The sequence below is a fragment of the Phyllobacterium calauticae genome (assembly GCF_019991125.1).
In the GTDB taxonomy this organism is placed as follows: Bacteria; Pseudomonadota; Alphaproteobacteria; order Rhizobiales; family Rhizobiaceae; genus Phyllobacterium; species Phyllobacterium calauticae.
Map to the genome: position 1 here is coordinate 859059 of NZ_JAGENB010000002.1, position 22823 is coordinate 881881.

At 58.3% G+C, this 22823-nt stretch carries 20 protein-coding genes; 13 read left to right on the plus strand and 7 right to left on the minus strand.

Annotation, left to right across the window (positions count from 1 at the left end; all coding sequences use genetic code 11):
* Positions 1 to 32: 32 nt before the first annotated feature.
* The 4 genes from J1W56_RS10105 to J1W56_RS10120 form a co-directional block, all read right to left on the minus strand.
* Positions 33 to 782 carry an SDR family oxidoreductase gene (locus J1W56_RS10105; protein ID WP_223613143.1) on the minus strand — a complete coding sequence of 250 codons (750 nt, stop codon included), beginning with the start codon at positions 780 to 782 and terminating at the stop codon, positions 33 to 35.
* A gap of 499 nt (positions 783 to 1281) precedes the next feature.
* The gene (locus tag J1W56_RS10110; RefSeq protein ID WP_223613144.1) at positions 1282 to 1443 is read right to left on the minus strand and encodes a hypothetical protein; all 162 of its coding nucleotides are present in this window, start codon (positions 1441 to 1443) and stop codon (positions 1282 to 1284) included.
* A 217-nt stretch (positions 1444 to 1660) separates the two neighbouring features.
* The gene (locus tag J1W56_RS10115) at positions 1661 to 2098 is read right to left on the minus strand and encodes a hypothetical protein (protein WP_223613145.1); all 438 of its coding nucleotides are present in this window, start codon (positions 2096 to 2098) and stop codon (positions 1661 to 1663) included.
* A 43-nt stretch (positions 2099 to 2141) separates the two neighbouring features.
* Positions 2142 to 2693, minus strand: a complete 552-nt coding sequence (locus J1W56_RS10120; RefSeq protein ID WP_223613146.1) for a GGDEF domain-containing protein — start codon at positions 2691 to 2693, stop codon at positions 2142 to 2144.
* 573 nt (positions 2694 to 3266) lie between these two features.
* Here J1W56_RS10120 and J1W56_RS10125 point away from each other — a divergent pair.
* The 3 genes from J1W56_RS10125 (at position 3267) to J1W56_RS10135 (ending at position 6525) form a co-directional block, all read left to right on the plus strand.
* Complete coding sequence (locus J1W56_RS10125; protein ID WP_223613147.1) at positions 3267 to 3941, plus strand: protein-L-isoaspartate O-methyltransferase family protein; 675 nt, start codon at positions 3267 to 3269, stop codon at positions 3939 to 3941.
* 160 nt (positions 3942 to 4101) lie between these two features.
* Complete coding sequence (locus J1W56_RS10130) at positions 4102 to 5481, plus strand: TolC family outer membrane protein (RefSeq protein WP_223613148.1); 1380 nt, start codon at positions 4102 to 4104, stop codon at positions 5479 to 5481.
* Positions 5482 to 5697: 216 nt separating this feature from the next.
* Positions 5698 to 6525 (plus strand): DUF2497 domain-containing protein, encoded by an 828-nt coding sequence (locus J1W56_RS10135; protein WP_223613149.1) that lies wholly within the window; start codon positions 5698 to 5700, stop codon positions 6523 to 6525.
* Between the two features lie 14 nt (positions 6526 to 6539).
* Here J1W56_RS10135 and J1W56_RS10140 read toward each other — a convergent pair whose 3' ends face one another.
* Entirely contained in the window at positions 6540 to 6881 is a 342-nt protein-coding gene (locus J1W56_RS10140) for a hypothetical protein (RefSeq protein WP_223613150.1), read from the minus strand.
* A 168-nt stretch (positions 6882 to 7049) separates the two neighbouring features.
* On the opposite strand from J1W56_RS10140, the gene J1W56_RS10145 reads away from it, so the two are divergent.
* The 4 genes from J1W56_RS10145 to J1W56_RS10160 all read left to right on the plus strand — a co-directional run bounded on the left by J1W56_RS10145 (position 7050) and on the right by J1W56_RS10160 (position 12928).
* Entirely contained in the window at positions 7050 to 9836 is a 2787-nt protein-coding gene (locus J1W56_RS10145) for a valine--tRNA ligase (protein WP_223613151.1), read from the plus strand.
* A gap of 397 nt (positions 9837 to 10233) precedes the next feature.
* Positions 10234 to 11523: an OmpP1/FadL family transporter gene (locus J1W56_RS10150; RefSeq protein ID WP_223613152.1), complete on the plus strand. Its 1290-nt coding sequence runs from the start codon at positions 10234 to 10236 to the stop codon at positions 11521 to 11523.
* A 234-nt stretch (positions 11524 to 11757) separates the two neighbouring features.
* Complete coding sequence (locus J1W56_RS10155; RefSeq protein WP_223613153.1) at positions 11758 to 12147, plus strand: hypothetical protein; 390 nt, start codon at positions 11758 to 11760, stop codon at positions 12145 to 12147.
* Positions 12134 to 12928 (plus strand): tetratricopeptide repeat protein, encoded by a 795-nt coding sequence (locus tag J1W56_RS10160; RefSeq protein WP_223613154.1) that lies wholly within the window; start codon positions 12134 to 12136, stop codon positions 12926 to 12928. Before J1W56_RS10155 ends, J1W56_RS10160 begins: the two co-directional genes overlap by 14 nt.
* Positions 12929 to 12976: 48 nt before the next feature.
* Here the strand turns inward: J1W56_RS10160 and xth are convergent, their stop codons facing one another.
* Together xth and erpA are read right to left on the minus strand one after the other, a co-directional pair.
* Positions 12977 to 13756 carry an exodeoxyribonuclease III gene (gene xth / locus J1W56_RS10165; RefSeq protein WP_223613155.1) on the minus strand — a complete coding sequence of 260 codons (780 nt, stop codon included), beginning with the start codon at positions 13754 to 13756 and terminating at the stop codon, positions 12977 to 12979.
* A gap of 52 nt (positions 13757 to 13808) precedes the next feature.
* The gene (erpA, locus tag J1W56_RS10170; RefSeq protein ID WP_162800193.1) at positions 13809 to 14144 is read right to left on the minus strand and encodes an iron-sulfur cluster insertion protein ErpA; all 336 of its coding nucleotides are present in this window, start codon (positions 14142 to 14144) and stop codon (positions 13809 to 13811) included.
* Positions 14145 to 14303: 159 nt separating this feature from the next.
* Here erpA and J1W56_RS10175 point away from each other — a divergent pair, with 159 nt between their 5' ends.
* The 6 genes from J1W56_RS10175 to scpB all read left to right on the plus strand — a co-directional run bounded on the left by J1W56_RS10175 (position 14304) and on the right by scpB (position 22747).
* Entirely contained in the window at positions 14304 to 15512 is a 1209-nt protein-coding gene (locus J1W56_RS10175) for a deoxyguanosinetriphosphate triphosphohydrolase (RefSeq protein WP_223613156.1), read from the plus strand.
* A 63-nt stretch (positions 15513 to 15575) separates the two neighbouring features.
* Positions 15576 to 17333 (plus strand): arginine--tRNA ligase, encoded by a 1758-nt coding sequence (argS, locus tag J1W56_RS10180; RefSeq protein WP_223613157.1) that lies wholly within the window; start codon positions 15576 to 15578, stop codon positions 17331 to 17333.
* Between the two features lie 99 nt (positions 17334 to 17432).
* The gene (locus J1W56_RS10185) at positions 17433 to 20039 is read left to right on the plus strand and encodes an SPOR domain-containing protein (protein WP_223613158.1); all 2607 of its coding nucleotides are present in this window, start codon (positions 17433 to 17435) and stop codon (positions 20037 to 20039) included.
* A gap of 75 nt (positions 20040 to 20114) precedes the next feature.
* On the plus strand, positions 20115 to 21134 hold the full coding sequence (gene nagZ / locus J1W56_RS10190; RefSeq protein ID WP_223613159.1) for a beta-N-acetylhexosaminidase: 1020 nt from the start codon (positions 20115 to 20117) through the stop codon (positions 21132 to 21134).
* 58 nt (positions 21135 to 21192) lie between these two features.
* The gene (locus J1W56_RS10195; protein WP_223613491.1) at positions 21193 to 22023 is read left to right on the plus strand and encodes a segregation and condensation protein A; all 831 of its coding nucleotides are present in this window, start codon (positions 21193 to 21195) and stop codon (positions 22021 to 22023) included.
* A complete protein-coding gene (gene scpB / locus J1W56_RS10200) occupies positions 22016 to 22747 on the plus strand; it encodes an SMC-Scp complex subunit ScpB (RefSeq protein WP_223613160.1) in 732 nt (243 codons plus the stop codon). The genes J1W56_RS10195 and scpB overlap by 8 nt, the downstream gene beginning before the upstream one ends.
* Positions 22748 to 22823 lie beyond the last annotated feature (76 nt).

A 22823-nucleotide genomic window follows, 5' to 3' on the forward strand; every position in this document is an offset into this window, starting at 1 on the left:
CGGGCCTCTCGTTTCAATCTCCTGCAGGTGCCTTAAGACGGGTTCATTGCGGCAAAAGTCTCCTCGTAGCGGCCCTCCCGCTCCGCCGAGCGCCGGGCACGGTCGCGTTCGACCAGAACTTCGCCTCTCGGATGGTTTTCCGCCTCCAGCAATTGCATGACCTCGGTTACATAGGCGGCAACCGGCATGGCGCGGGGATCGGATGCCTGCCGGTCGCCGGTCAATTCCGTCTGGACATAAGGCGGCGCCAGCTCAAGCACGCAGACCGGAATATTGCGGAGTTGGTGACGCAGCGACTGCAGCCACGAGTGCAGGAAGGCCTTGCTGGCGCAATAGGTCGGAAAGTCTGCGCGGGGAATGAAGGCGAGGTTTGAACTGGTCGCGAGGATCGTCGCGCCGGGCCGGGTTTTAAGCAGCGGCAGGAACGCCGCCGTCACGCGCAGCACGCCCAGGATGTTCGTCTCGACGATCGACTGAGCGGCCGAAATGTCCCAGTCATCCGTCGTCATGACCTCCGGCCGCGAGATGCCGGCATTCGCGATGAGCATGTTAAGCGCGGGAAAGCGCGTGCGAACCTCGCTGACAAGATGAGCCAACGAGTCCGGATCACCGAGATCAAGCGGGAGTCCCACCAGACCCGGCCGGGCGGCTGTAATCTCTTCAAGCAGAGATACGCGCCGCCCCGTGATGATGACGCGGTTGCCGCGGTCGTGGAACGCTTCAGCCAGTGCGCGCCCGATGCCGCTGGTGCCGCCGGTGATGAGGATCGTATTGCCAGTCATTTGCATATCATGTTGCTCCTTGGGTTCAATCCGGACGCGAGGCCGACGGTTTGACCGTGTCCCGGCCTCTGTCTCGAGGTGTTGGCGCCCATGGGAGAAAGGGTTTTGCCGAACGGCTCCCCGTTGCTCGGACCGCACGACATTACGCCACAGCATGCCCGATGCCGGGAACACAGCTGGAGCCGTCGAACGGCGGGAAATGGGAGGTGGGAAAACGATGTCATACCATAAGCGCCTCTTGGATCGAGAACTCCCTGCTGGGATCCTCTCGACAAAGGACGCGTTGGATGACGGTAACGCCTACGACAGCTGGCTGCACGCGCAACTGTAATTTGCCAACTAGGCCCGCATACCGTGCTTGTCAAGACACTGCTGGACGCCTGGCATGCGGATGCTCGCTCCTCGGATAGCACATTGCGGTATCTGGCCCGCATGCCGGCAAAGCAAAACCCGCACGGCCATTGCTGCGGGCCATGCGGGTTCGATCCAAAAGACGGGGTTATTGAGGGAAGGCGCCGGGAACCAGATCTGCGGGGCGACTGGACGCAGCGATCGGTTGGGATTCGCTTGCGGATTTGTTCTTGGCCAAAGCCTCGCGAAGCAACTGCCATTCGCGCTCGTGGCGCTGGTAGACTTCCTGTGGAACGGTCTTGATCGTCATTCTCTCATGCTCCGAATTGAATTGCCGGACGTGATAACGATCCAAATAGGCAAGAGTTCCGCAGTTCAAATCAACAATTGCGACGGTCTATTACAAAATTAGCGGAGATGACGGAGATTTTAATTTCAATTTTCAACAAGTGATGTGATGCCATTTGCACTCCACTGCAAAATGGTCAGTAAAATCGATTTAAAGTATTGTTACTGCACCGCTTATTTCAGTTTTCATCATCTGATGAGAGCGCATTGCGGATATTTTCCGCCTCTGAATCTTTGAACGCCGGGAATATATCATTGCCGATCAGGCTGTGGATTTCGCGCAGATACGGGCGCGCAGTCGCGGTCTGGCCGAGGGCGAGATAAGACCGCGCGATGGAAAGCGATGCCAGCGGTTGTCCGTGGCCGAGGCACCATTGACGGGCAATTTCGGATGTTGCGATGCTTTCGTCATATTGATCGACGTCGAAGAGCGCGGCGCCATAGCCGCTTTTGATCCAGAAGTTGATATCTGTCCCTTGCAGATGCTCGTCCGCGATGCGCGAAGCCTTTTCCCAGTGTTTGACCGCGTGCAGATGGTCGCCGGCTGCGCCGAGACGAATGCCTTCATTGGCCTGATCGAAAGCTTCCCGTTCCCTTGGGTGCATGGAGTGGGTCATTGCTGGAGCACCCCTATGAAAGCTGCCGGGCCGGTGCGCACAGCTAACTGGAGCGGCGTTCGGAATAGCGGCGATAGACACCTCTGCCGGCGTTCTTGGCGATGTAGAGCGCCGCATCGCCACACCAGAGCAGGCTCTCCGGCGTCTGCCCGTCACGCGGGGCCAGAGCCGCGCCGATCGTTGCGGTTATCCGGATCGGGGCATCGCCGCCCAAATCATAGGGCTGCGAGATCGATCCGATGATCCGGTCGGCAACGCGGGCAGTTTCTTCAGACGTTACCTGGACCAGCACAATTGCAAACTCGTCGCCACCAAGACGATACACAACATCGTTCTTGCGCAGACAGGACTGAAGCCGGTCAGCAACCAGTTTTAGAAGATTATCGCCTTCGCTGCGGCCATGTTGTTCATTGATGATCTTGAAGTTGTCAATATCGATGCAGAGAATGGCAAATTCAATGCGGTCAACGAAGTCACTTTCGCCGTACGATGCGCAAAGACTATCAAGATGTTCTTCGAGCGCATCCCTGTCGGCCAGTCCGGTGAGTTCGTCGTGACTGACGGGGAAATCGCCTAGTCCTTTGAAATCAATCATTTACGCATAATTCCTATCGCCGCTTACCGATTCCTTCTGCCTGCTTGTGACAATGGCAGGTGCTTGCTGTCAGTTCAATAACAGAATTGGGTGCATGCGTGAGCGGAAAACAATGGCAAGGTAAATAAAACTGACTTTACTTTCGCTACTTTACCACGAATTTTCGATCAATTCGACACCTCTTTCTTGCGCTGCAACAGGACACCCTCTTTCAATGCCGCGCGGGGCCAATCCTGCGGTTGCCGGGCCTTTGCCGGGGGGTATCGGTCGTTGCGAATCTCATGTCCGCCACGGTGAAAGAATCGCCTGATTACAGGCTGTTGCCGGTGATTTGCCCGTGAAAAAATGCGACAAGAGTTGCACAAAGATTACGCTGCGCGAGAAAGATGCGATATTTGCGTGCAAATGGCCCGTGTGTTGCCTCGCCACGGCAGACATTGATTGACGGTGGCTTAATTTTTTGCCACATCCTGTCCTAAATTATTGCTTCTGCTGAAATCATCCAGCAGGAGCCAGTTACGCGCTTGCAAGCGCTCTGTGTTGCAAGTGCCTTGCCAGGAAAGCTTGTGGACCATGACGCTGAACTTTGAAGATCTTCGCATCAAGATGGTCGACAATCAGTTGCGTACGACTGATGTGACCGACAAACCGTTGCTTCAGGCCTTCCTCGATGTTCCCCGTGAAAAATTCGTGCCAAGCGTCCGTCAGCCACTCGCCTATATCGACGAGGATGTTCTGGTGTTGGGTGCAACCGCGGAATCGGGTGCGCGTTACCTGATGCAGCCTTCGCCTTTCGCCAAGCTTGTGCAATTGGCCAATGTCCAGCCCGAGGATGTGGTTCTCGATGTCGGTTGCGCAACCGGATACTCGGCCGGGGTGCTTTCGCGCATCGCCGGATCGGTGATCGCGATTGAAAACGACCAGACTCTTGCCGAGCAGGCGACTGCCACATTGGCGCAGCTTGGTTATGATAATGTGGTGGTGGTTAGCACGCCGCTGCAAAAAGGGTATGCTGCGGAAGCGCCCTATGATGTGATTCTGTTTGAGGGTGGCATTGATCATGTTCCTGGTCCATTGTTTGACCAGCTGAAGGATGGGGGACGCCTCGTTGCCGTTGAAGGCGCGGGCAATTCCGGTCAGGCCATGATTTATGTCAAGAATGACGGGGTAGTATCGGGCCGTCCTGCTTTCAACTCTGCCGTGAAGCCGCTTCCCGGTTTTGAGAGGGTGCCTGAGTTCGAGTTTTGAGTGTCGCACATGAGACAAAAGTGCAACGGTTGACCACTTTGTTCGCATATCGAAAAATGTGCCGGTGGGTCATCTTGCAAATTGAAAGCGAATGAACGACATGTGGTCGAACCAATCGGTTCGGTCTGGGGTTTCCAAGTTTTAGAGAATGAAGGGGTTTATGGTGTTCATACCGGGTAAGCGAGTACTCACCGCAGCACTGCTGTCGGCGACGGTCTTGACCTCTGCGCCTTCAATGGCAGAAACGATCTTTGGCGCGATGTCCAAGGCGTATGACAACAATTCGACCCTCAATGCTGATCGCGCCGGTGTGCGGGTGACGGATGAGGGCGTTGCGATCGCCAAATCCGGCTATCGCCCGACAGTTTCGGCGACAGCCGGTTTGACGGCTACGTCACGCCGAATTGATGGGGGCAACACCAGCAACTCGAATGTCGGTACGTTCGGCATCTCCCTCAATCAGACGCTGTTTGACGGTTTCCAGACCAAGAACAACGTCGCGTCGGCCAAGACCCAGGTTCTGGCCGCCCGTGAAAACCTGCGCAACAACACACAGAATCTGCTGTTCAGCGCTGCACAGGCCTATATGGATGTGTACATGTTCCGGCAGATTGTGGTTCTGCGTCAGAAAAACCTGGAATTCCTTGACGAGCAGCTGCGCGCCGCCCGTGCGCGTTTCGATGTCGGTGAAGGCACCCGCACGGACGTTGCCCAGGCCGAAGCACAGAAGGCCTCGGCAGTGGCCACGTTGAACGTCGCCCGTTCAGACGTCAAAACCGCTGAAGCCACCTATATCCAGATTGTCGGTGCAGCGCCGACAGGGCTGAAGCCAGCGAGCATTGCCTCAAAGCACCTGCCGAAATCGATGGACTCCGCCTTTGCCATTGCAGCAAAGGATCATCCGGGAATTCTCGCAACGCAGTACGCTCTTGACGCCGCGGGCTATTCGGTGAAGTCGAATGAAGGCGCCTTGCTGCCGCAGATCGGCCTGAGCGGCGGTGTGACCCGCACGGATGTGTTTTCGGGCAATGACTCGTCGCAGAACGACGGAACGGCAGCATCGGCCGGCATTACGCTGACCATTCCGATCTATAGCGGCGGCCGTACGCCGGCACTTGTCCGTCAGGCCAAGGAAACCGCCGCACAGCGCCGGATCGAAGTGGATGTGACCCGCGACAGCGTGCGTCAGGCGATTGCCAAGGCATGGTCGCAGCTGGAAGCCGCCAAGGCATCCATTGTTGCACAGAAAGCCGTGATCTCGGCTGCCCAGCTCGCCTTGAACGGCGTCATCGAGGAACGCAAGGTTGGTCAGCGCACCACGCTCGATGTCTTGAACCAGCAGGCTCAGGTTTTGTCCGGGCAGATTGCCCTGGCTCAGGCTGAACATGACAGTGTTGTCACAAGCTATGCCGTTCTGCTTGCGGTCGGCCGCCTGCTGCCGGAACAGATCGGCCTGCAGGTCGCCCAATACAAGCCGGAAGAGCATTACGACGCCGTCAAGGACAAGTGGTTCGGATTGCGCACGCCGGACGGCCGCTAGGCCTCGAACCTGTTGTTGGAACTATTCCCATGCCGCCGGTGTCATCACGCCGGCGGCATTTTCACGCGCGGATGGCCGGTTGCGTGCCGTTCCAGAAAAGTCTGTGGGTTAGGCCGTATTCTCCGCCGCAGGGATTCTCAAAGACAATGTAAGCCTCTACACTGAATGCAGATTCGTTGCTCGGCAGCGAAACAAGATGTAGTAGGCGAGAGTATCATGGCACAATCCTCCAGCGTGGCGCGTGAACCTTCTATGGAAGAGATTCTCGCCTCGATCCGTCGTATCATTGAAGAGAGTGATACAACGCGGACAGAGGCTGGTGTGCCGACGCCGGTCAATTCCGATGTTCCAGTTCCTGCCAGCGCAATCCAGACGCCGCTTTACGCCCATGATGCAAGCGAAGAGGAGGCGGAATTGCCGCCGCGCGAAGGCATTGCCGTTTCGCATCCGCTGCCGCATGCCTACGAAGCGCCATTGGGCAGGCCGTTCTCGTCGCTGCAGTCCAAGCTTGTCGAGCGCGAAGCGGTCGTAACGCCGCCGGAACCGCAGCCGGAGGTATTGAAGGCCCCGTTTGCCCCCGAGCCCGTCATTGACGAACCGGCGGATTATGCCGTGCCCGAGCCCGAGGCTTTTGCAGCGCCTGAACCTTTGATTGAAATTCAAACGCCTGTTGTCCCCGTGCCGCCGCAGATACCGGTTGTCGAACGGGAGGCTCAGGCCGAAGCATTGGATCCGGCGCCGGAAGTCGAACCGGTTGTACCGGCACCTGAAGCATCCGAGGCTGCCATCGGCGACGAGGTTTCTCTCGATCTCGAGCGTGCGCTGGAGCCGATCCTGTCGGAAGCGACGGAACGTCAGGTCAGTGCCGCGTTTGACGATCTTTCCTTTGCCGTACAGCACGAGCAGCGCCGGTCCTTCGATGACATCGCGCAGGAAATCATGCGGCCCTTGCTGCAGGACTGGCTCGACAACAATCTTCCCAATCTGGTCGAGCGGCTGGTGCGTGAGGAAATCGAGCGCGTGGCGCGGGGCGCCAAGCGCTGATTTCATTCCAGCGGCTATCTGCCCTGAATCACCTTGAACGCACCCGGCGTAAGGTTGCCATTGCTCACGGAATTGACATCAGCACGGGTGAGCTTGCCGCTGACAATGCCTTGAACCAGTCGTTTGCACAGGATCGTTGGCATGCTCGAAACGCTCAGTCCTGATATGACGGCTATGTTCTGGCGACTTTTCATCGGCATGTTGCCGAACATATTGGAGCAGTGTCCTATTTCGGCTTTTTGCCTCTCGGGTTTTGCCAGGAGGCCTTGTACTTCCTTATACCGGCCTTCAGATACCCCGCAGCCAGCCAGAATTGTCACAGCAGTGCATGCTGCGATGAGCTTGTAAAATTTCATGCTTTCCCCCTGAACAGTCGGCGATGTGCGACAGTTCATTCGGTAGCGTCCCGATCTTCTAAGTCAAGATTGCATCGTCGACATTCGCCAAGTCATCATTGACTTATGTCCAGCCATTCGGTTTACACCGTAGCTAACCTTTTTCCGCAAAAATGACGGACTATTCGCATGCTTGAGAAGACCTATGATGCCGCGGCCATAGAGCCGAAGATCGCAGAACGCTGGGATGACGCTGGCGCATTCAAGGCCGGAGCCGGTTCGAAGCCCGGCGCGGATCCCTTCGCCATCGTCATTCCGCCGCCGAACGTGACCGGTTCGCTGCACATGGGCCATGCGCTGAACAACACGATTCAGGACATTCTCGTGCGCTTCGAGCGTATGCGCGGCAAGAACGTGCTGTGGCAGCCGGGCATGGACCATGCGGGTATTGCGACGCAGATGGTTGTCGAGCGCCAGCTGATGGAGCGCCAGCAGCCGGGCCGCCGCGCCATGGGCCGCGAGAAGTTCGTGGAGCGGGTGTGGGAATGGAAATCCGAGTCCGGCGGCATCATTGCCGGCCAGTTGAAGCGTCTGGGCGCGTCCTGCGACTGGTCGCGCGAACGCTTCACCATGGACGAGGGGCTGTCGAAGGCGGTTCTGGAAGTTTTCGTGACGCTCTACAAGCAGGGGCTGATCTACAAGGACAAGCGGCTGGTCAATTGGGATCCGAAGCTGCTGACCGCAATTTCAGACATTGAAGTCGAGCAGCGCGAAATCAAGGGCCATCTCTGGCATTTCCGCTATCCGCTCGAGAACGTGGCTTTCGATCCGGAAAACCCGCATACCTATATCGTTGTTGCGACCACCCGGCCGGAAACCATGCTGGGCGATACGGGCGTTGCCGTTAATCCGGCCGATGAGCGCTATCATGCCGTCCTCGATAATAATGTCCTGCTGCCGCTGGTTGGCCGTCTCATCCCCATCGTTGCGGATGATTACGCTGATCCGGAAGCCGGGTCTGGCGCGGTCAAGATCACACCCGCGCATGACTTCAACGATGCGGAAGTCGGCAAGCGCAACGATCTGCGGCAGATCAATATTCTCAATACCGACGCCTCGATCTTCTTGAAGGATAACAACGACTTCCTCGAAGGATTGGAGAAATCGAGTCATCTCGATCAGCTGATTCATGCGCTCGATGGCAAGGATCGCTTTGCTGCGCGCAAGCTGATTGTCGCGATGATGGAAGAGGGCGGCTATCTCGAAAAGATAGAAGATCACACGCATATGGTCCCGCATGGCGACCGCGGTGACGTGCCGATCGAGCCTTATCTCACGGACCAGTGGTATGTGAACGCGGCGGAACTGGCCAAACCAGCCATTGCCAGCGTGCGCGAGGGCCGCACCAATTTTGTGCCGAAGAACTGGGAAAAGACCTATTTCGAGTGGATGGAAAACATCCAGCCCTGGACGATTTCCCGCCAGCTCTGGTGGGGGCATCAGATTCCGGCGTGGTATGGCCCGGATGGCCAGGTCTTCGTTGAAAAGACTGAGGAAGAAGCGCTCAGCGCTGCGATTCAGCATTATCTGGCGCATGAGGGGCCGATGAAGGCCCATGTGCAGAACCTTCTCGAAGACCTGAAACCCGGCGATATTCTCACGCGCGACGAAGACGTGCTCGACACCTGGTTCTCGTCGGCGCTGTGGCCGTTCTCGACGCTGGGCTGGCCGGACAAGACACCGGAGCTTGCCACCTATTATCAGACCGATGTGCTGGTCACCGGTTTTGACATCATCTTCTTCTGGGTCGCCCGCATGATGATGATGGGCCTGCATTTCATGAACGAGGAGCCGTTCCACACCGTCTATGTCCACGCGCTGGTGCGCGACAAGAACGGCGCCAAGATGTCGAAGTCGAAAGGCAACGTCATCGATCCCCTGGATCTGATCGACGAATATGGCGCCGATGCCCTGCGGTTCACGCTTGCCATCATGGCGGCACAGGGCCGCGACGTGAAGCTCGATCCGAGCCGCATTGCCGGATATCGCAATTTCGGGACAAAACTCTGGAATTCGACACGTTTCGCCGAGATGAACGGCGTTGCGCGCAATCCGGCTTTCCGGCCGCAGGACGCAAAGCTCACGGTCAACCGCTGGATATTGACGGAGCTGACCAATGCGGTGCGCGACGTCACCGACGGCATCACGAGCTATCGCTTCAACGAAGCCGCCGGTGCGGCATACCGGTTCGTCTGGAATCAGTTCTGCGACTGGTACATTGAATTGCTGAAGCCGGTGTTCAATGGCGAGGATGCGGAAGCCAAGGCGGAAGCACAGGCCTGCGCCGCTTATGTCCTCGATGAAATCTACAAGCTGCTGCATCCGTTCATGCCGTTCATGACGGAAGAGCTCTGGGCGCATACGGCCGGCGAGGGACAAATGCGCGATACCTTGCTTTGCCATGCCGGCTGGCCGGAGCCGGATTTCCTCGACGGGGAAGCCGCTGCGGATATCAACTGGCTGATCGATCTGGTGACGGGCATCCGTTCGGTCCGGGCAGAAATGAATGTTCCTGCCTCTGCCACGGCGCCGCTGGTGGTCGTCGGGGCGCGTGACGTGACCAAGGAGCGATTGGTGCGCCATGAAGCTTCGATCAAATGGCGCGCGCGTGTTGAAACGATCGAGCTCGCCGATGAAGCCCCCAAGGGCTCGGCGCAGTTTGTTATCGGCGAGGCGACGGCATGCCTGCCGCTTGGCAGCCTGATCGACGTGAAGGCGGAAGTTGCCCGCCTTGGCAAGGAAGCCGGGAAAATCAACGAGGAAATCGACAAGATCGGCAAGAAGCTTGGCAATGAAAAATTTGTTGCCAATGCAAAGCCGGAAATTGTCGAGGCGGAGCGCGAGCGGCTGGTCGAGCTGCAGGCATCCATCGAAAAGATTACAACGGCTATACGTCGCGTCAGCGAAGCCGGCTGATCAAACTAATCATTTTGGGCTAATTGATTCTCAATTTGATTGAATTATTCCGTGCTCCCCTTGAATGACGGGGGAGCACACCCCATTTTCGACAGTCATTCGCCCCAATTCGGTCATTTTTGGCCGCCGTTGCATTTGAGCAACATTGCCGTTTTTTTGCTGAAAATCAGCTGTTTCCGACCTCAAGCAAGGGTCTGCCGCTGAAAAAATCAGGGAAACCCTGGCGAAAAGTCACGAAATTTCGATGTTTTAAAAATTTGTGCTTCGGACCTGTTCACAAGCCCTCTCGCAAACAAGTTGCACGATTCGCCCGCTTTGTTACCTATTACGTATTGGTAACAATTTTGCTGGACTTTGATCGCGGGTTCAGAGGTTTTCAGGTCTCGGGGAGGACTTAATGACTAAGACTATTTCCACAATCATCGGCAGCGCGCTTCTTTTGACAAGTGTTGCTACTGCTGCACAGGCCGGGGGTCTTGAGCGCGGTGGTTACAACTGGGACCTTCTTTTCAGCGAAGAGCGTTTTGTGACCGAAGGTGGCGTGATTTACGTTATGCCTGATCGCAAGATCAAGAATGCCAAGGACACATCCGTTACCAAAAACCCTGGTAAGGATGGATTGGATAACGAGAACTACAAAAAATCCACAGCAAGCGAGACGCCTGACTATACCGTTTTCAAATATGGTGCGAAGGTCGGCATCACCCCTGATCTGGACTGCCTGGGCACATACAGCCAGCCTTGGGGCGTTCACACTAAGCCGGGCTCAAAATGGGCTGGCGACAACTCAAACATCGAAACCAAGATCAATTCTGACGACTGGGGTCTGACCTGCTCCTACAAGTTCCACATTACGGACAAGGGTTCGCTGCGCATCATCGGCGGCGTTTCCTATCAGGAGCTCGATGGCTTCAAGACGCGTATGGTGAACGGTCTAGTTCCGCTTGCAACAAATGGCGCCCTGGATGGCACCGGCAGGCTGAACCTGAGTGCTGACGGCGTCGGCTGGCGCGTTGGTGCTGCTTATGAAATCCCTGAAATCGCGTTCCGTGCCAGCCTTATGTACAATGCGGCTGTTGACCTCGGCGAAATCGGCGGCACGCTCGATCTGACCCAACTGCCCAAAACGCCTACGAACCCGCTTTCCGGCCGGATCACGGACGTTTATGGCACTGCTACGATGCCGCAGTCCGTTGAACTCAAGCTTCAGACCGGTATTGCACCGAACTGGCTGGCCTATGGCTCGGTCAAGTGGGTCGACTGGAGCGTTCTCGACGTTATCGCCTTCTGCCCCACCGCAACCAAGGGCAAGGTTGCCTGCGGAGCATCGTCTCCGGTCCGCGCAACGTCGCTTGACCTGATGTTCCAGGACGGCTGGACGGTTACAGGTGGTGTTGGTCACAAGTTCAACGATCAGTGGAGCGGTCAGCTGCAGGTCAGCTGGGACAAGGGCACGACAACCGGCCTGACTACGCAGACAGACACCTACCTTCTGTCCGGCGGTCTCGCATACTCGCCGAACAAGAATGTTGAACTTCGTTTGGGCGGCGCTATCGGCATCCTCAAGTCCGGATCCTACGGCCCGACGAAGTGCACAGGCAACCAGCCTTGTGGTGTGGATGCTTCCTATGACTTCGGCAACGATCTCGTCACCGCCGTATCGCTTTCCGGCAAGATGAAATTCTGATCCGACCAGGATCGAACAGAAAAGCCCGGTATTCGTACCGGGCTTTTTCAGTATTTGGACGTTGGTTTATTGTGCACTGCAATGCCGGCAATCCGAAAGTAAGAGTTTCTCCATTACGTTTTGTGACGATTCAGCAACACTTCTGAGCGATGATTTGCAAGGCGGAGGCAAGGGGCAATTTTGCCCATTTTGCGCCACAAACCCGGAGCACCTCGATAGGGCGGCGACCGATAAGTGGTTGAAGAAATGTCGTGCAATGGTGCCGATGTTCCGCCCGGGGCAATGATGGACGCAAAACCGATCTTACTGGCTTACACCAACAGCCTTTATGCGATGTCGGAACTGACGCGCTGCCCCGACGATTCCATTTTTGCAGGCACATCCCATTCCCTGGTATCTGGCCGTACTATTGCCGGAAAGCGGTCAAACGATCGCTGGAATGATGCGTCATATTCATCGTCAACAACATCCGCAGCGCAAACGATATGCGCTCAAAACGGGGTGGCAGGCGGCGTTTTCGCCGGTGTCGCCGTCAATCGTGTCCTGACAGGGGGTGCCGGGCGCAGCAAGGCTGCGACGCATCCGGTCCGGGCAAAGGAAGTGTATTGCCATGCTCATTGTTGATCGCTTCGCCGCTCCGTTTTTCGGGATCGGGCTTGCTTTGAGTGTCATGACGCTGCCCTGCCACGCGTTCGACACCAGCAATGAGATGAACGAGGATTCCAGTCCTTTCGCCCTCTTCAAGTTCGGATTTTCCGCCTACAAGAAGGGCGACAAGGATGAAGCCGTCAAGGCGTTGAGGTTTGCCGCGGAAAAGGGCCATCAGGGCGCCAACTGGAAGCTCGGCCGCATGTATGCGGAAGGCGACGGCGTCAAGGAAGATGACTACGAAGCCTACAAGATGTTCGAGCAGGTCGTGCACGAGGGCGCCGAACAGGGCACGCAGAACGAGAGTTATGTTGCCGATGCGCTCGTGGCCCTTGCCGGTTATGTGAAACGCGGCATCCCGAACTCACCGATCAAGTCCAATCCGAGCGCCGCGCGCGATCTCTATCTGCAGGCCGCCTCGAATTTCGGCGACTCCGATGCACAGTTCGAACTCGGCAAGATGCTGATGAAGGGTGAGGGCGGCCAGCCGAATCCCAATCAGGCGGCGCGATGGTTCCGCCTTTCGGCCCAGAAGGGCCATGCCGGTGCGCAGGCCATGCTGGGCAATCTGCTGTTCCAGGCCGGAAAGACCGTGCGCGGGCTGGCCATGATGACCGCCGCATTCGAGCGGGCATCCAAACAGGATCGCGTCTGGATCGGCGATATTCAGGAACAGGCGTTTTCCATTGCCAACGAGGCCGATCGCCGGACGGCCATCGTGCTTGCCGAAGACATTATCAAAACGGGCGATTTCTGATCGGGAAGAGCCAGCCTGAGCTGACCCGGTAGGGTCTTCAGCCGCAAATCATGCCAAGGCGATTGCCACAGGGACGTGATCCGACGGCTTTTCCCAGGCGCGGACATGTTTTTCGATGCTGGCGGAGGTGAGACGATTGGCGGCCTCGGGCGACAGCATCAGGTAGTCGATGCGGATGCCATTGTTCTTCTGCCAGGCTCCGGCCTGATAATCCCAGAATGTATATGTCCCCGCCTCATCCGTGACGGCACGGGTCGCATCGGTGAAGCCGAGGTTTTCCAGCCGGCGCAGTGCCTGGCGCGATTCCGGCTGGAACAGCGCGTCATTCAGCCATGCTTCGGGGTGTTTGGCGTCCTTCGGCTGGGCAATGACATTGTAGTCGCCCGCCAGGACAAGCGGTTCTTCCAGGGCAAGCCGGTCTTCCGCCCAACGTTCCAGACGCTCCATCCAGCGCAGCTTGTAGGGAAATTTTTCCGTATCGATGGGATTGCCATTGGGCAGATACAGCGAAACAACGCGAATGGCGCCGGTTTCCGTCGAAAATACCGCTTCGATGAAGCGCGACTGCTCGTCGGTATCCTCGCCGGGCAGGCCGCGGATTACTTCGTCCGGGCTCTTCTTCGACAGGATGGCAACGCCATTGAAGCCCTTCTGGCCGTGGGTTTCGACGTGATAGCCGAGGGCTTCGATCTCGGCTCGCGGAAATTGCTCGTCGACGGACTTGATTTCCTGCAGGCAGACGATGTCCGGATTGGATTCCCGCAGCCACGCTGTCAGAACTTCGATCCGCGCTTTCACACCATTGATGTTCCAGGTGACAATTTTCATGGGAAACAACGACTTTGCTGAGTTTTTGATTGCGCGAAATCTGAAACGCCGGTCAGACGGAAAAACTGGTTCCGCAGCCGCAGGACGAGGTGGCGTTGGGATTGCGGATCTGGAAAGACTGTCCCATCAGGTCATCGACAAAGTCGATTTCGGAACCGCCGATATAGGGCAGGGATATCGAATCGATCAGCACCTTTGCGCCGAGTTTCTCGATGACGATGTCATCGGCGTCCTGCGCATCGACCAGATCATATTTGTAGGAAAAGCCCGAGCAGCCGCCGCCTTCGACGGAAATGCGCAGGGCGGTCTTCTCGGGATCGGACTTCAGAATTGCCGAAATGCGCTTGGCAGCAGCATCGGATACGGAAACATTCATTGCATCGCTCATTTCTTCACGCTCCAAATGCGAACCAGTTCGCAGCGCTCCGGCTTAAGTTGACATTGCCATGTCACACCTTGCCATTCATCATACACCATAGCTAAGAATTGGCGACCGCGAAGTCAACGACCGGCGCGGCCGCAAAGTGGGAAGGCATTCAATTCAATCATGTCGATGCAGGGAATTGGCTTCGGATACAGGGAGAGGGCGCCCTATGCCTGCGATCCGCAACGCAGTCGCGGTCGCCTCGTACCGGAAAATGAGAGTCCGACACGCACGGTTTTCCAGCGTGATCGCGACCGCATCATCCATTCCACCGCCTTTCGGCGCCTGAAGCACAAGACACAGGTGTTCATCGCCCATGAGGGGGATCACTACCGCACCCGGCTGACCCACACGATCGAAGTGGCGCAGATTGCCCGGGCATTGGCACGGTCGATGCGGCTCGATGAAGATCTGGCCGAGGCGATTGCCCTGGTGCATGACTTCGGTCACACGCCGTTCGGCCATACGGGCGAAGATGCGCTCAACGAAAAAATGAAGGAGTTTGGCGGGTTCGACCACAATGCCCAGTCATTGCGTATCGTGACCAGCCTTGAAAGGCGCTATGCGGAGTTCGACGGGCTGAACCTGACCTGGGAGACGCTTGAAGGGCTGGTGAAGCACAACGGTCCGCTGACGGGAGCGGATGGCGTGGGACTGAAGCACCCCGTGCCGGCCGCCATTGTCGAGTACAACAGCCAATATGACCTCGAACTCAGCCGTTATGCCTCGCTTGAGGCGCAGTGCGCGGCAATTGCCGATGATATCGCCTACAACGCGCATGATATAGACGATGGCCTGCGTTCCGGGCTGCTGTCGCTGGAGGCATTGGAGGAGGTTCCGCTGACGGGCGACATCCTGCGCGCAGTGCGGCTGAAATATCCTGTTCTCGATGATGTCCGTACATCGCACGAAATCGTGCGGCGGCAGATCACCATCATGGTCGAAGACGTTATCCGCACGGCCCAAACCAACATCGAAGCGCTGCAACCGCAATGCGTGGACGATATTCACAATGCCGGACGCATGCTGATCGGGTTTTCCGCTGCCATGCGTGACAAGGAAAAACGGCTGAAATCATTCCTTTACAAGAATCTCTATTTCCACGAGAGCGTCATCCGCATCAGAAAGTCCGCCGATCAGATCGTGCGTGATTTGTTCGATGCCTATATGGCCGACGAGCAGACGATGCCGGAAGGCTGGCGCGAGGGGCCAAAACACGACGGTTTGGCGCCGCGCGCACGGCTTGTGGCGGATTTCCTGGCGGGCATGACCGACACTTATGCTGTGCGCGAGCATCGCCGCTTGTTTGACCATACGCCCGAATTGGCTTAAGCGAAGGGCCAATCGCGGTCACACGACCGCACCAACGTGAAAAACCCGATCGAGTATAACGTCATGAACATCTTCGCCGATTTCGATGCGCGGATTAAAAAAGCCCTGCAAGCGCTTGAATTGAAAACCATTGATGGCGCCGATGTGGATCTGTCCCGCGTTGGCGTTGAGCCGCCGCGCGATCCGAGTCACGGTGATATCGCAACGAATGCCGCGATGGTTCTGTCGAAAGCCGTTGGCCAAAACCCGCGCGAACTGGCGATCCGGATCGGCGACGCGCTGAAAAATGACCCGGAGGTCGGCTCTGTTGACGTTGCCGGACCGGGTTTTATCAACCTGCGCTTGAAGGATACGTACTGGCACGGGCAACTGGCCGGCATGCTGGGCGCCGGTCTCGACTATGGCCGGTCGAAGCTGGGCTATGGCCATAGGGTCAATGTCGAGTTCGTTTCAGCCAATCCGACCGGGCCGATGCATGTGGGGCATTGCCGGGGCGCCGTTGTCGGCGATGCCCTGGCCAATCTCCTGTCCTTCGCCGGTTACGACGTGACCAAGGAATATTATATCAACGATGCGGGCGCGCAGATCGATGTGCTTGCCAATTCGGTGATGCTGCGTTACCGCGAAGCGCTGGGTGAGCATATCGGCGAGATTCCGGCTGGCCTTTATCCCGGCGACTATCTTGTTCCGGTCGGGCAGGCGCTTGCCGCCGATTACGGTACGAAACTTCTGGCAATGCCGGAAGAAGAGGCAACCGCAATCATCAAGGACCGGACCATTGATGCCATGATGGTGATGATCCGCGACGATCTTGCCTCGCTCAACGTGCATCACGATGTGTTTTTCTCCGAGCGGACGCTGCATGCGGACAACGCCAAGCAGATCAGGTCGGCGATCAATGACCTGACGCTGAAGGGACATGTGTACAAGGGCAAGCTGCCGCCGCCCAAGGGCCAGCTGCCGGAGGACTGGGAAGATCGCGAGCAGACCCTGTTCCGTTCGACCGACGTGGGTGACGATATCGACCGGCCTTTGGTGAAGTCTGACGGACAGTTCACCTATTTTGCCGCCGACGTTGCCTATTTCAAGGACAAGTACGACCGGCACTTCGATGAGATGATCTATGTGCTCGGGGCCGATCATGGCGGGTACGTCAAGCGGCTTGAATCGCTGGCACGCGCTGTTTCCGGCGGTACGGCCAAGCTGACGGTTCTCATCTGCCAGCTCGTCAAGCTCTATCGCAATGGCGAGCCGGTGCGCATGTCGAAACGCTCGGGCGAATTCGTCACCCTGCGCGATGTGGTGGAAGAAGTCGGGCGCGATCCCGTCCGGTTCATGATGCTGTACCGGAAGAATGACGCGCCGCTGGATTTCGACTTCGCCAAGGTCACCGAACATTCCAAGGACAATCCGGTCTTCTACGTCCAGTATGCCTCCGCGCGGTGCCATTCCGTGTTCCGGCAGGCGATCGAACAGCTTGGGCTGGGCGAAGAATCACTGGCGGCCAGTGCCCAGCACTTCGGTTTGCTGACGGACGAAAGCGAAATTGCGCTCATCCGCAAGCTTGCCGAATACCCGCGTTTGATTGAAACGGCGGCCGTCCATCAGGAGCCGCACCGCCTTGCTTTCTACCTCTACGACCTGGCAAGTTCGCTGCACGCGCAGTGGAATAAGGGGACCGAAAACGCGGACTTACGTTTTATTAAGGTTAACGATCCAAACTTGTCCCAAGCCAGGCTAGGGCTGGTGCAGGTTGTTTCTAAGGTTTTGGCGTCCGGATTGTCTATCATTGGTGCGGACGCCCCAACCGAAATGCGCTGAAAGGCGCGGAAATCCTGTCAACTTTTGCCCACATTGCGCTGGTATGGCCAATGCGTGACGTCTTTTGACGTCCATAGTTGAGAGTACAGGATTAACGCCATGGCGGACAACTATCTTCAGCGTTCTCACCGGCAGGATGATTCGCGATTCGGTAATGACGACCCTCTGATGGAGCTTTCCCGTATCATGGGAACGCCTGTCGAAGAGGAGCACGCGGCAACCGGATCGGGCGAGGATCTTGCTATGGATCTGGAGCGCGAGCTCATGGGCGATTTTGAGGAGCATCCTCAGCGTGCCGCCCCGGCGGCAGCCCCGGAGCCCGTGCACAGTCATGCTGAGCCGGATCGGTTTGCTCACTTCGATCTTCAGGATGCGGTGGAACGGGAATTGATGTCGAATGCGGATTATGCGCATGCCGCAGCCGAGCCCGTCGCGATCTATGAGGAACCCGACTACGCCGACTACGAGCCGGACGCCGTTTATGCCGACGGCGAAACGGGCGAGGGGCGCGATGGGCACGAGCCTGTCAGCTTTGTACCCGAACCGGCGCAGCCGGAACGCGCTGTCGTTGCGGCGCCGTCCTTAAGCCTTGAAGATGAACTTGAGACGCTTCTTGCCGGTGCGGCGAAGCCTGTGGTTCAGCGTTCGGCAAACGCTTCCTGGGGTTATGGTTCGCAAGCGCCGGTCATCGGCCGTACGGAAGCTGCTCCCATTATCAGCCGCGCAACCTCCTATGCGCCGTCCGTCACCCAGCCGGTGGCCGAGGCGAAGCCGGCCTATGTGCCGGAACCTGCGGCCTATCAGGCCGCGCCTGTCCCGGCTTCGGCTGCTTACGCGCCGGCTCCGGTGCACGAAGAGGCGGCAGCGGTCCAGGGCGATCCGCTTGAAGATTTCGACACGGAAGAACTGATGGCCGCCTTCGACGATTTCGAAGTGCCGCTGGATGTGGAAGACGAAGCTGTTCCGGCGCACGCGCTGGAAGCAGAGCTGCCCCGTTACCAGAGCCCCGTGCATTCCTATGCGGCCGTTCGCGAGCCGGAGCTTGCTCCCGTTGCGCCCTTGGCTGCTGTAGAAACCCACCATCTGCCGGAGCCGCAGGATTTGAGCGGCTATGCGGATGAGCTGGATCGCGCGGCCTCGTCAATCTCCTCTGCGCCCGATGTTCACACCGTGGCGGTCACCGAGAACCGGGTCGAGTACACGGAGTCGCTCGATCTGCCTGAAGTGCACTACGAAGACGATGTTCCGCAGCACAATGGCCTGGGCGAGCTTGAAACCGAATTTGCTGAAGTCTTCGGCTCGATCGAGGCTGATGATACCCGTGCGGCCTATACGGCACCGCAGGAGGAGCCGCAGCAACCGGCGCCAGCCGCGAAGGATGAATATGCCGATATTTTTGCCGATGTCTTCGGCAATGAGGCTGAGCAGGGACATTATACCCCGGCAAACTATGCGGCTGCCGGAGCCGGTGTCGCCGCAGCGGCGGCTGTCGGAGTAGCTGCTGCCAGCGCGCATCAGTCCCGCCCGGTTGCCAGCAGCTACAGCAACGGTCCTGAAGACGACATGGATTTTGGCTACGATCCAAAACGCGACGATGTCGGCATGGCTGCAACGACCTATGCCCAGCCGATGAGCCGCAAACGCAGCTTCGTTGTACCGGGTGCCGTAGCGGCAGCCGTTCTTCTCGCCGTTTCCGGTGCCGTTGCCTATAAATGGACCAGCGGATCGGGTGGCGCGCCTGTGGTGATCATGGCCGACAAAACCCCGATCAAGGTTCAGCCGGAAAGCGCGGCGAACACGACTGCGCCTGTCCAGGACAAGATCGTTTATGAAAAGGGTGCGACGGCGGATACATCGCCGCCAAAGCAGCAGCAGCTTGTCACGACCCAGGAAAAACCGGTCGATCTGACTGCCGATACGGATGAGGATATTGCCGGGACCAAGGCCGAGGAGAGGGTCGATCCCGCCGCTGCGAACATGGCTTCGAGCGAGGAGCAGGCCCAGCCGAACGGCGCCATCGCACCGCGCAAGGTTCAGACCATGGTCGTGAAGCCCGATGGTACAATGGTAGCCGCCATTCCGCAGGCTGCCGATCCCGTCGCTTCGGGTCCTGCCGCCGCGCCCATGGCGCGTCCCGCCCCGGCGGCTCCGGCACCGGTCAGCGCGATGCCCGACGGCAACGATCAGATCGGCTCGCTTGCGGCAGCCAGCAATCCTGCAACGCCAAAACCGGCGGTTGAGCCCCTGGTTGCCAAGCCGCAGGCTCCGGCAACCGGCAAGCTGCCGGCCAAGGCGGTCGAGACGAGGAAGATCACGGCAGAGACGGTTGCCTCCGTTGCGCCGAAGAATGTCCCGATTGTCGACTCCCGTCCGGCCGATCAGCCCTTGAACGTTGTTGATCGCGTCGCGCCGCAAAAGCCGGCCGGTCAGCCGCAGCAGCAGGTTGCTTCTGCCGTGGCACCGGGCACTTATCTGATCCAGGTTGCTTCGCAGCCGACGGCGGAAGGCGCGCAGAAGACCTATGCTTCGCTCGCCCAGCGCTATCCCGGCGTGATCGCCGGTCGCGGTGTCGATATCAAGCAGGCCGAGATTGCCGGCAAGGGTACATTCTACCGTGTTCGTATCCCGGCCGGTACAAAGGACGCTGCAGTCAATCTGTGCACCAAGTTCAAGTCGGCGGGCGGCAGCTGCTTCGTGACGCAGTAAGCCCGCCACATAACCAGACAAAGGCGGCCAATGGCCGCCTTTTCCTTTTTTGCATCACCGCAGTAGACTTTACCCATGAGCGAATCAAAAGCATGGATTGCCGGCACGTCCGGTCTGAAACTGACCCCCGACGAAATCGCGTTCTTCCGCGATGAACGCCCGTGGGGTTTTATCTTGTTTGCCCGCAATGTCAGCGAAGCGGCACAGGTCGAGGATCTGACGGCGCATCTGCGCGATCTGGTGCGGCGTGACGAAGCCCCGGTGCTGATCGATCAGGAAGGCGGGCGGGTGCAGCGTCTGCGGCCGCCGCTGGCGCCCAATTATCCCGCCGGATCGGCGCTGGGTGCCCTGTTCAAGCAGGACGAGGAGGCGGGATTGCGCGCGGCCTGGCTGCTTTCGCGCCTTCACGCGTTCGATCTCATGAAACTCGGCGTCAATGTCGATTGTCTTCCGGTTCTCGATGTTCCGGTTGAGGGCGCCAACGAGGTCATCGGCAGCCGTGCGTACGGCAAGCATCCGGAAATTGTCACGGCGATGGGCAAGGCTGCGGCCGAAGGTCTTCTGGCGGGCGGCATGCTGCCTGTGATGAAGCACATTCCCGGCCATGGCCGCGCATTTGCCGACACCCATCACGAATTGCCGACCGTGACAACGCCGCTCGACGAATTGGCGGAACACGACTTTGCCCCGTTCCAGGCTCTTGCGCATCTGCCCATGGCGATGAGCGCCCATGTCATCTTCTCGGCCATCGACCCGAAGCATCCGGCGACGACATCCGGCAAGGTTGTGGAAGAGATCATTCGCGGCCATATCGGCTTTGACGGGCTGCTGATGAGCGACGACGTGTCGATGAACGCACTTTCTGGGGATTATTTTGACCGGACCAAAGCAATCTTTGCGGCGGGCCTCGATATCGTGCTTCACTGCCACGGCATTATGGAACAGATGACGGCGGTTGCTTCCTGCACACCCGAGCTGAACGGCAAGGCGCTGGAGCGGGCACAGCGGGCAATCCAATATGCGAGAAAGCCGGATGCTTCGGATGAAGCGGAAATCCGGGAAGAATTCCAGCGTTTCTTCGAAGCGGTGGCATAGAAGCGAGAGAGAGTTGACGGCGACGGAACAGAAAACGAATGGCAAGACCACGGCACCCATGGAGGCGCTGTGGGAAAGTGCATCCGATCGCGGTGTCAGCGAGCCATCGCTTCTGATCGACATCAAGGGTTTTGAAGGCCCTCTCGATCTGCTTCTGCATCTGGCGCGCAACCAGCGGGTCGATCTGGCCCGCATTTCCGTGCTTGCCCTTGTCGAGCAGTATCTGATCTTCATCCGTCAGGCCCAAGCGCTGCGGCTGGAGCTTGCCGCCGACTATCTGGTCATGGCGGCCTGGCTGACCTACCTCAAGTCCAAGCTGCTGATCCCGAAGACCCCCGGCGACGAGGGCGAGAGCGGCGAGGAGCTGGCGGCGACGCTGCAATTCCGCTTGAAGCGGCTGGAAGCCATGCGCGATGCGGCCACGAAGCTGGTCAACCGCAATCGCCTTGGCCGTGATGTCTTTGCCCGCGGCATGCCCGAAGCCGTCATTGTCGATCAGACCAACATCTATTCGGCAACGCTGTACGAACTCCTGACCGCCTATGCCTCGCAGCGGCAGAAGCAGGCGATTTCCCACGTACAGATCGCGCGCCGCAGCGTCTGGTCACTGAAGGAAGCACGTACCATTCTCATGCGCCTCGTCGGCGAGATGAAAGACTGGACCGCATTGGATCAATACCTTCTCGACTTCATCGCGTCGCCCAGCGAGCGCGCCACCGTGCTTGCCAGCTCCTTTGCCGCCAGCCTTGAAATGGTGCGGGAAGGGCATATGGAAATCCAGCAGACCGGTGCGTTCAAGCCGATTTTCCTGCGGGATCGTCCGCCAAGGCCGGCCGAAAAGACGGATCAGCCGCCGCTGACAACGATGAGGGACGTGGTCAATGGCTGAAACCGGTCCTCTGCATATCCAGCCCGACAACGATGAAAGCGACAACCGCGAGGCGGACTGGAAATCGACGATCTCCGTATCCGATGCGTTGCGCATGGCCGAGGCCATCCTGTTTGCCTCAGCCGAGCCGGTGACGGTGAGGGCGCTGGAGGAGCGGCTGCCGTCCGGGATCGACGTTCCGGCACTGCTCGGCGAGTTGCAGTCGGTGTATTCCAAGCGCGGCATCAATCTCCTGCAGGTTGGCGGCGCATGGGCCTTCCGCACCGCAGCCGATCTTGCCTTCCTGATGAACCGCGAGGCGGTGCAGCAGAAGAAGCTTTCGCGCGCCGCACTCGAAGTGCTCGCCGTGATTGCCTATCACCAGCCGGTGACGCGGGCGGAGCTTGAAGATATTCGCGGTGTGGAGACGTCAAAGGGCACGCTGGATGTGCTGATGGAGACGGGCTGGATCAAGTTCCGCGGGCGCCGGCGCACGCCGGGGCGGCCGATCACCTATGGCACGACATCCTCGTTCCTCGATCATTTCGGCCTGCAGGAAGTGCGCGATCTGCCGGGGATCGACGAATTGCGCGGCGCCGGACTGTTGTCCGCGCGCATGCCCGCCAATTTCGCCATTCCCATCCCGGTCAATGATCCCGATGAATTGACCGAAGACGAAGATCCGTTGACCGATATCGATCTGGAAGAACTTGGACTTTTGACGCCGCGTGTAGAACACGATTGAATTTTTATTTGCCATATTTGTGCGCAATGGTGGCGCAGACGATGCCGGTTCGGAAAATTCGTGCTGAAGATTTCAA

Coding starts and splice junctions, on each gene's coding strand:
- J1W56_RS10105 (WP_223613143.1), bottom strand. CDS start 782: ATGACTGGCAATACGATCCTCATCACCGGCGGCACCAGCGGCATCGGG.
- J1W56_RS10110 (WP_223613144.1), bottom strand. CDS start 1,443: ATGACGATCAAGACCGTTCCACAGGAAGTCTACCAGCGCCACGAGCGC.
- J1W56_RS10115 (WP_223613145.1), bottom strand. CDS start 2,098: ATGACCCACTCCATGCACCCAAGGGAACGGGAAGCTTTCGATCAGGCC.
- J1W56_RS10120 (WP_223613146.1), bottom strand. CDS start 2,693: ATGATTGATTTCAAAGGACTAGGCGATTTCCCCGTCAGTCACGACGAA.
- J1W56_RS10125 (WP_223613147.1), top strand. CDS start 3,267: ATGACGCTGAACTTTGAAGATCTTCGCATCAAGATGGTCGACAATCAG.
- J1W56_RS10130 (WP_223613148.1), top strand. CDS start 4,102: ATGGTGTTCATACCGGGTAAGCGAGTACTCACCGCAGCACTGCTGTCG.
- J1W56_RS10135 (WP_223613149.1), top strand. CDS start 5,698: ATGGCACAATCCTCCAGCGTGGCGCGTGAACCTTCTATGGAAGAGATT.
- J1W56_RS10140 (WP_223613150.1), bottom strand. CDS start 6,881: ATGAAATTTTACAAGCTCATCGCAGCATGCACTGCTGTGACAATTCTG.
- J1W56_RS10145 (WP_223613151.1), top strand. CDS start 7,050: ATGCTTGAGAAGACCTATGATGCCGCGGCCATAGAGCCGAAGATCGCA.
- J1W56_RS10150 (WP_223613152.1), top strand. CDS start 10,234: ATGACTAAGACTATTTCCACAATCATCGGCAGCGCGCTTCTTTTGACA.
- J1W56_RS10160 (WP_223613154.1), top strand. CDS start 12,134: ATGCTCATTGTTGATCGCTTCGCCGCTCCGTTTTTCGGGATCGGGCTT.
- xth (WP_223613155.1), bottom strand. CDS start 13,756: ATGAAAATTGTCACCTGGAACATCAATGGTGTGAAAGCGCGGATCGAA.
- erpA (WP_162800193.1), bottom strand. CDS start 14,144: ATGAGCGATGCAATGAATGTTTCCGTATCCGATGCTGCTGCCAAGCGC.
- J1W56_RS10175 (WP_223613156.1), top strand. CDS start 14,304: ATGTCGATGCAGGGAATTGGCTTCGGATACAGGGAGAGGGCGCCCTAT.
- argS (WP_223613157.1), top strand. CDS start 15,576: ATGAACATCTTCGCCGATTTCGATGCGCGGATTAAAAAAGCCCTGCAA.
- J1W56_RS10185 (WP_223613158.1), top strand. CDS start 17,433: ATGGCGGACAACTATCTTCAGCGTTCTCACCGGCAGGATGATTCGCGA.
- nagZ (WP_223613159.1), top strand. CDS start 20,115: ATGAGCGAATCAAAAGCATGGATTGCCGGCACGTCCGGTCTGAAACTG.
- J1W56_RS10195 (WP_223613491.1), top strand. CDS start 21,193: ATGGAGGCGCTGTGGGAAAGTGCATCCGATCGCGGTGTCAGCGAGCCA.
- scpB (WP_223613160.1), top strand. CDS start 22,016: ATGGCTGAAACCGGTCCTCTGCATATCCAGCCCGACAACGATGAAAGC.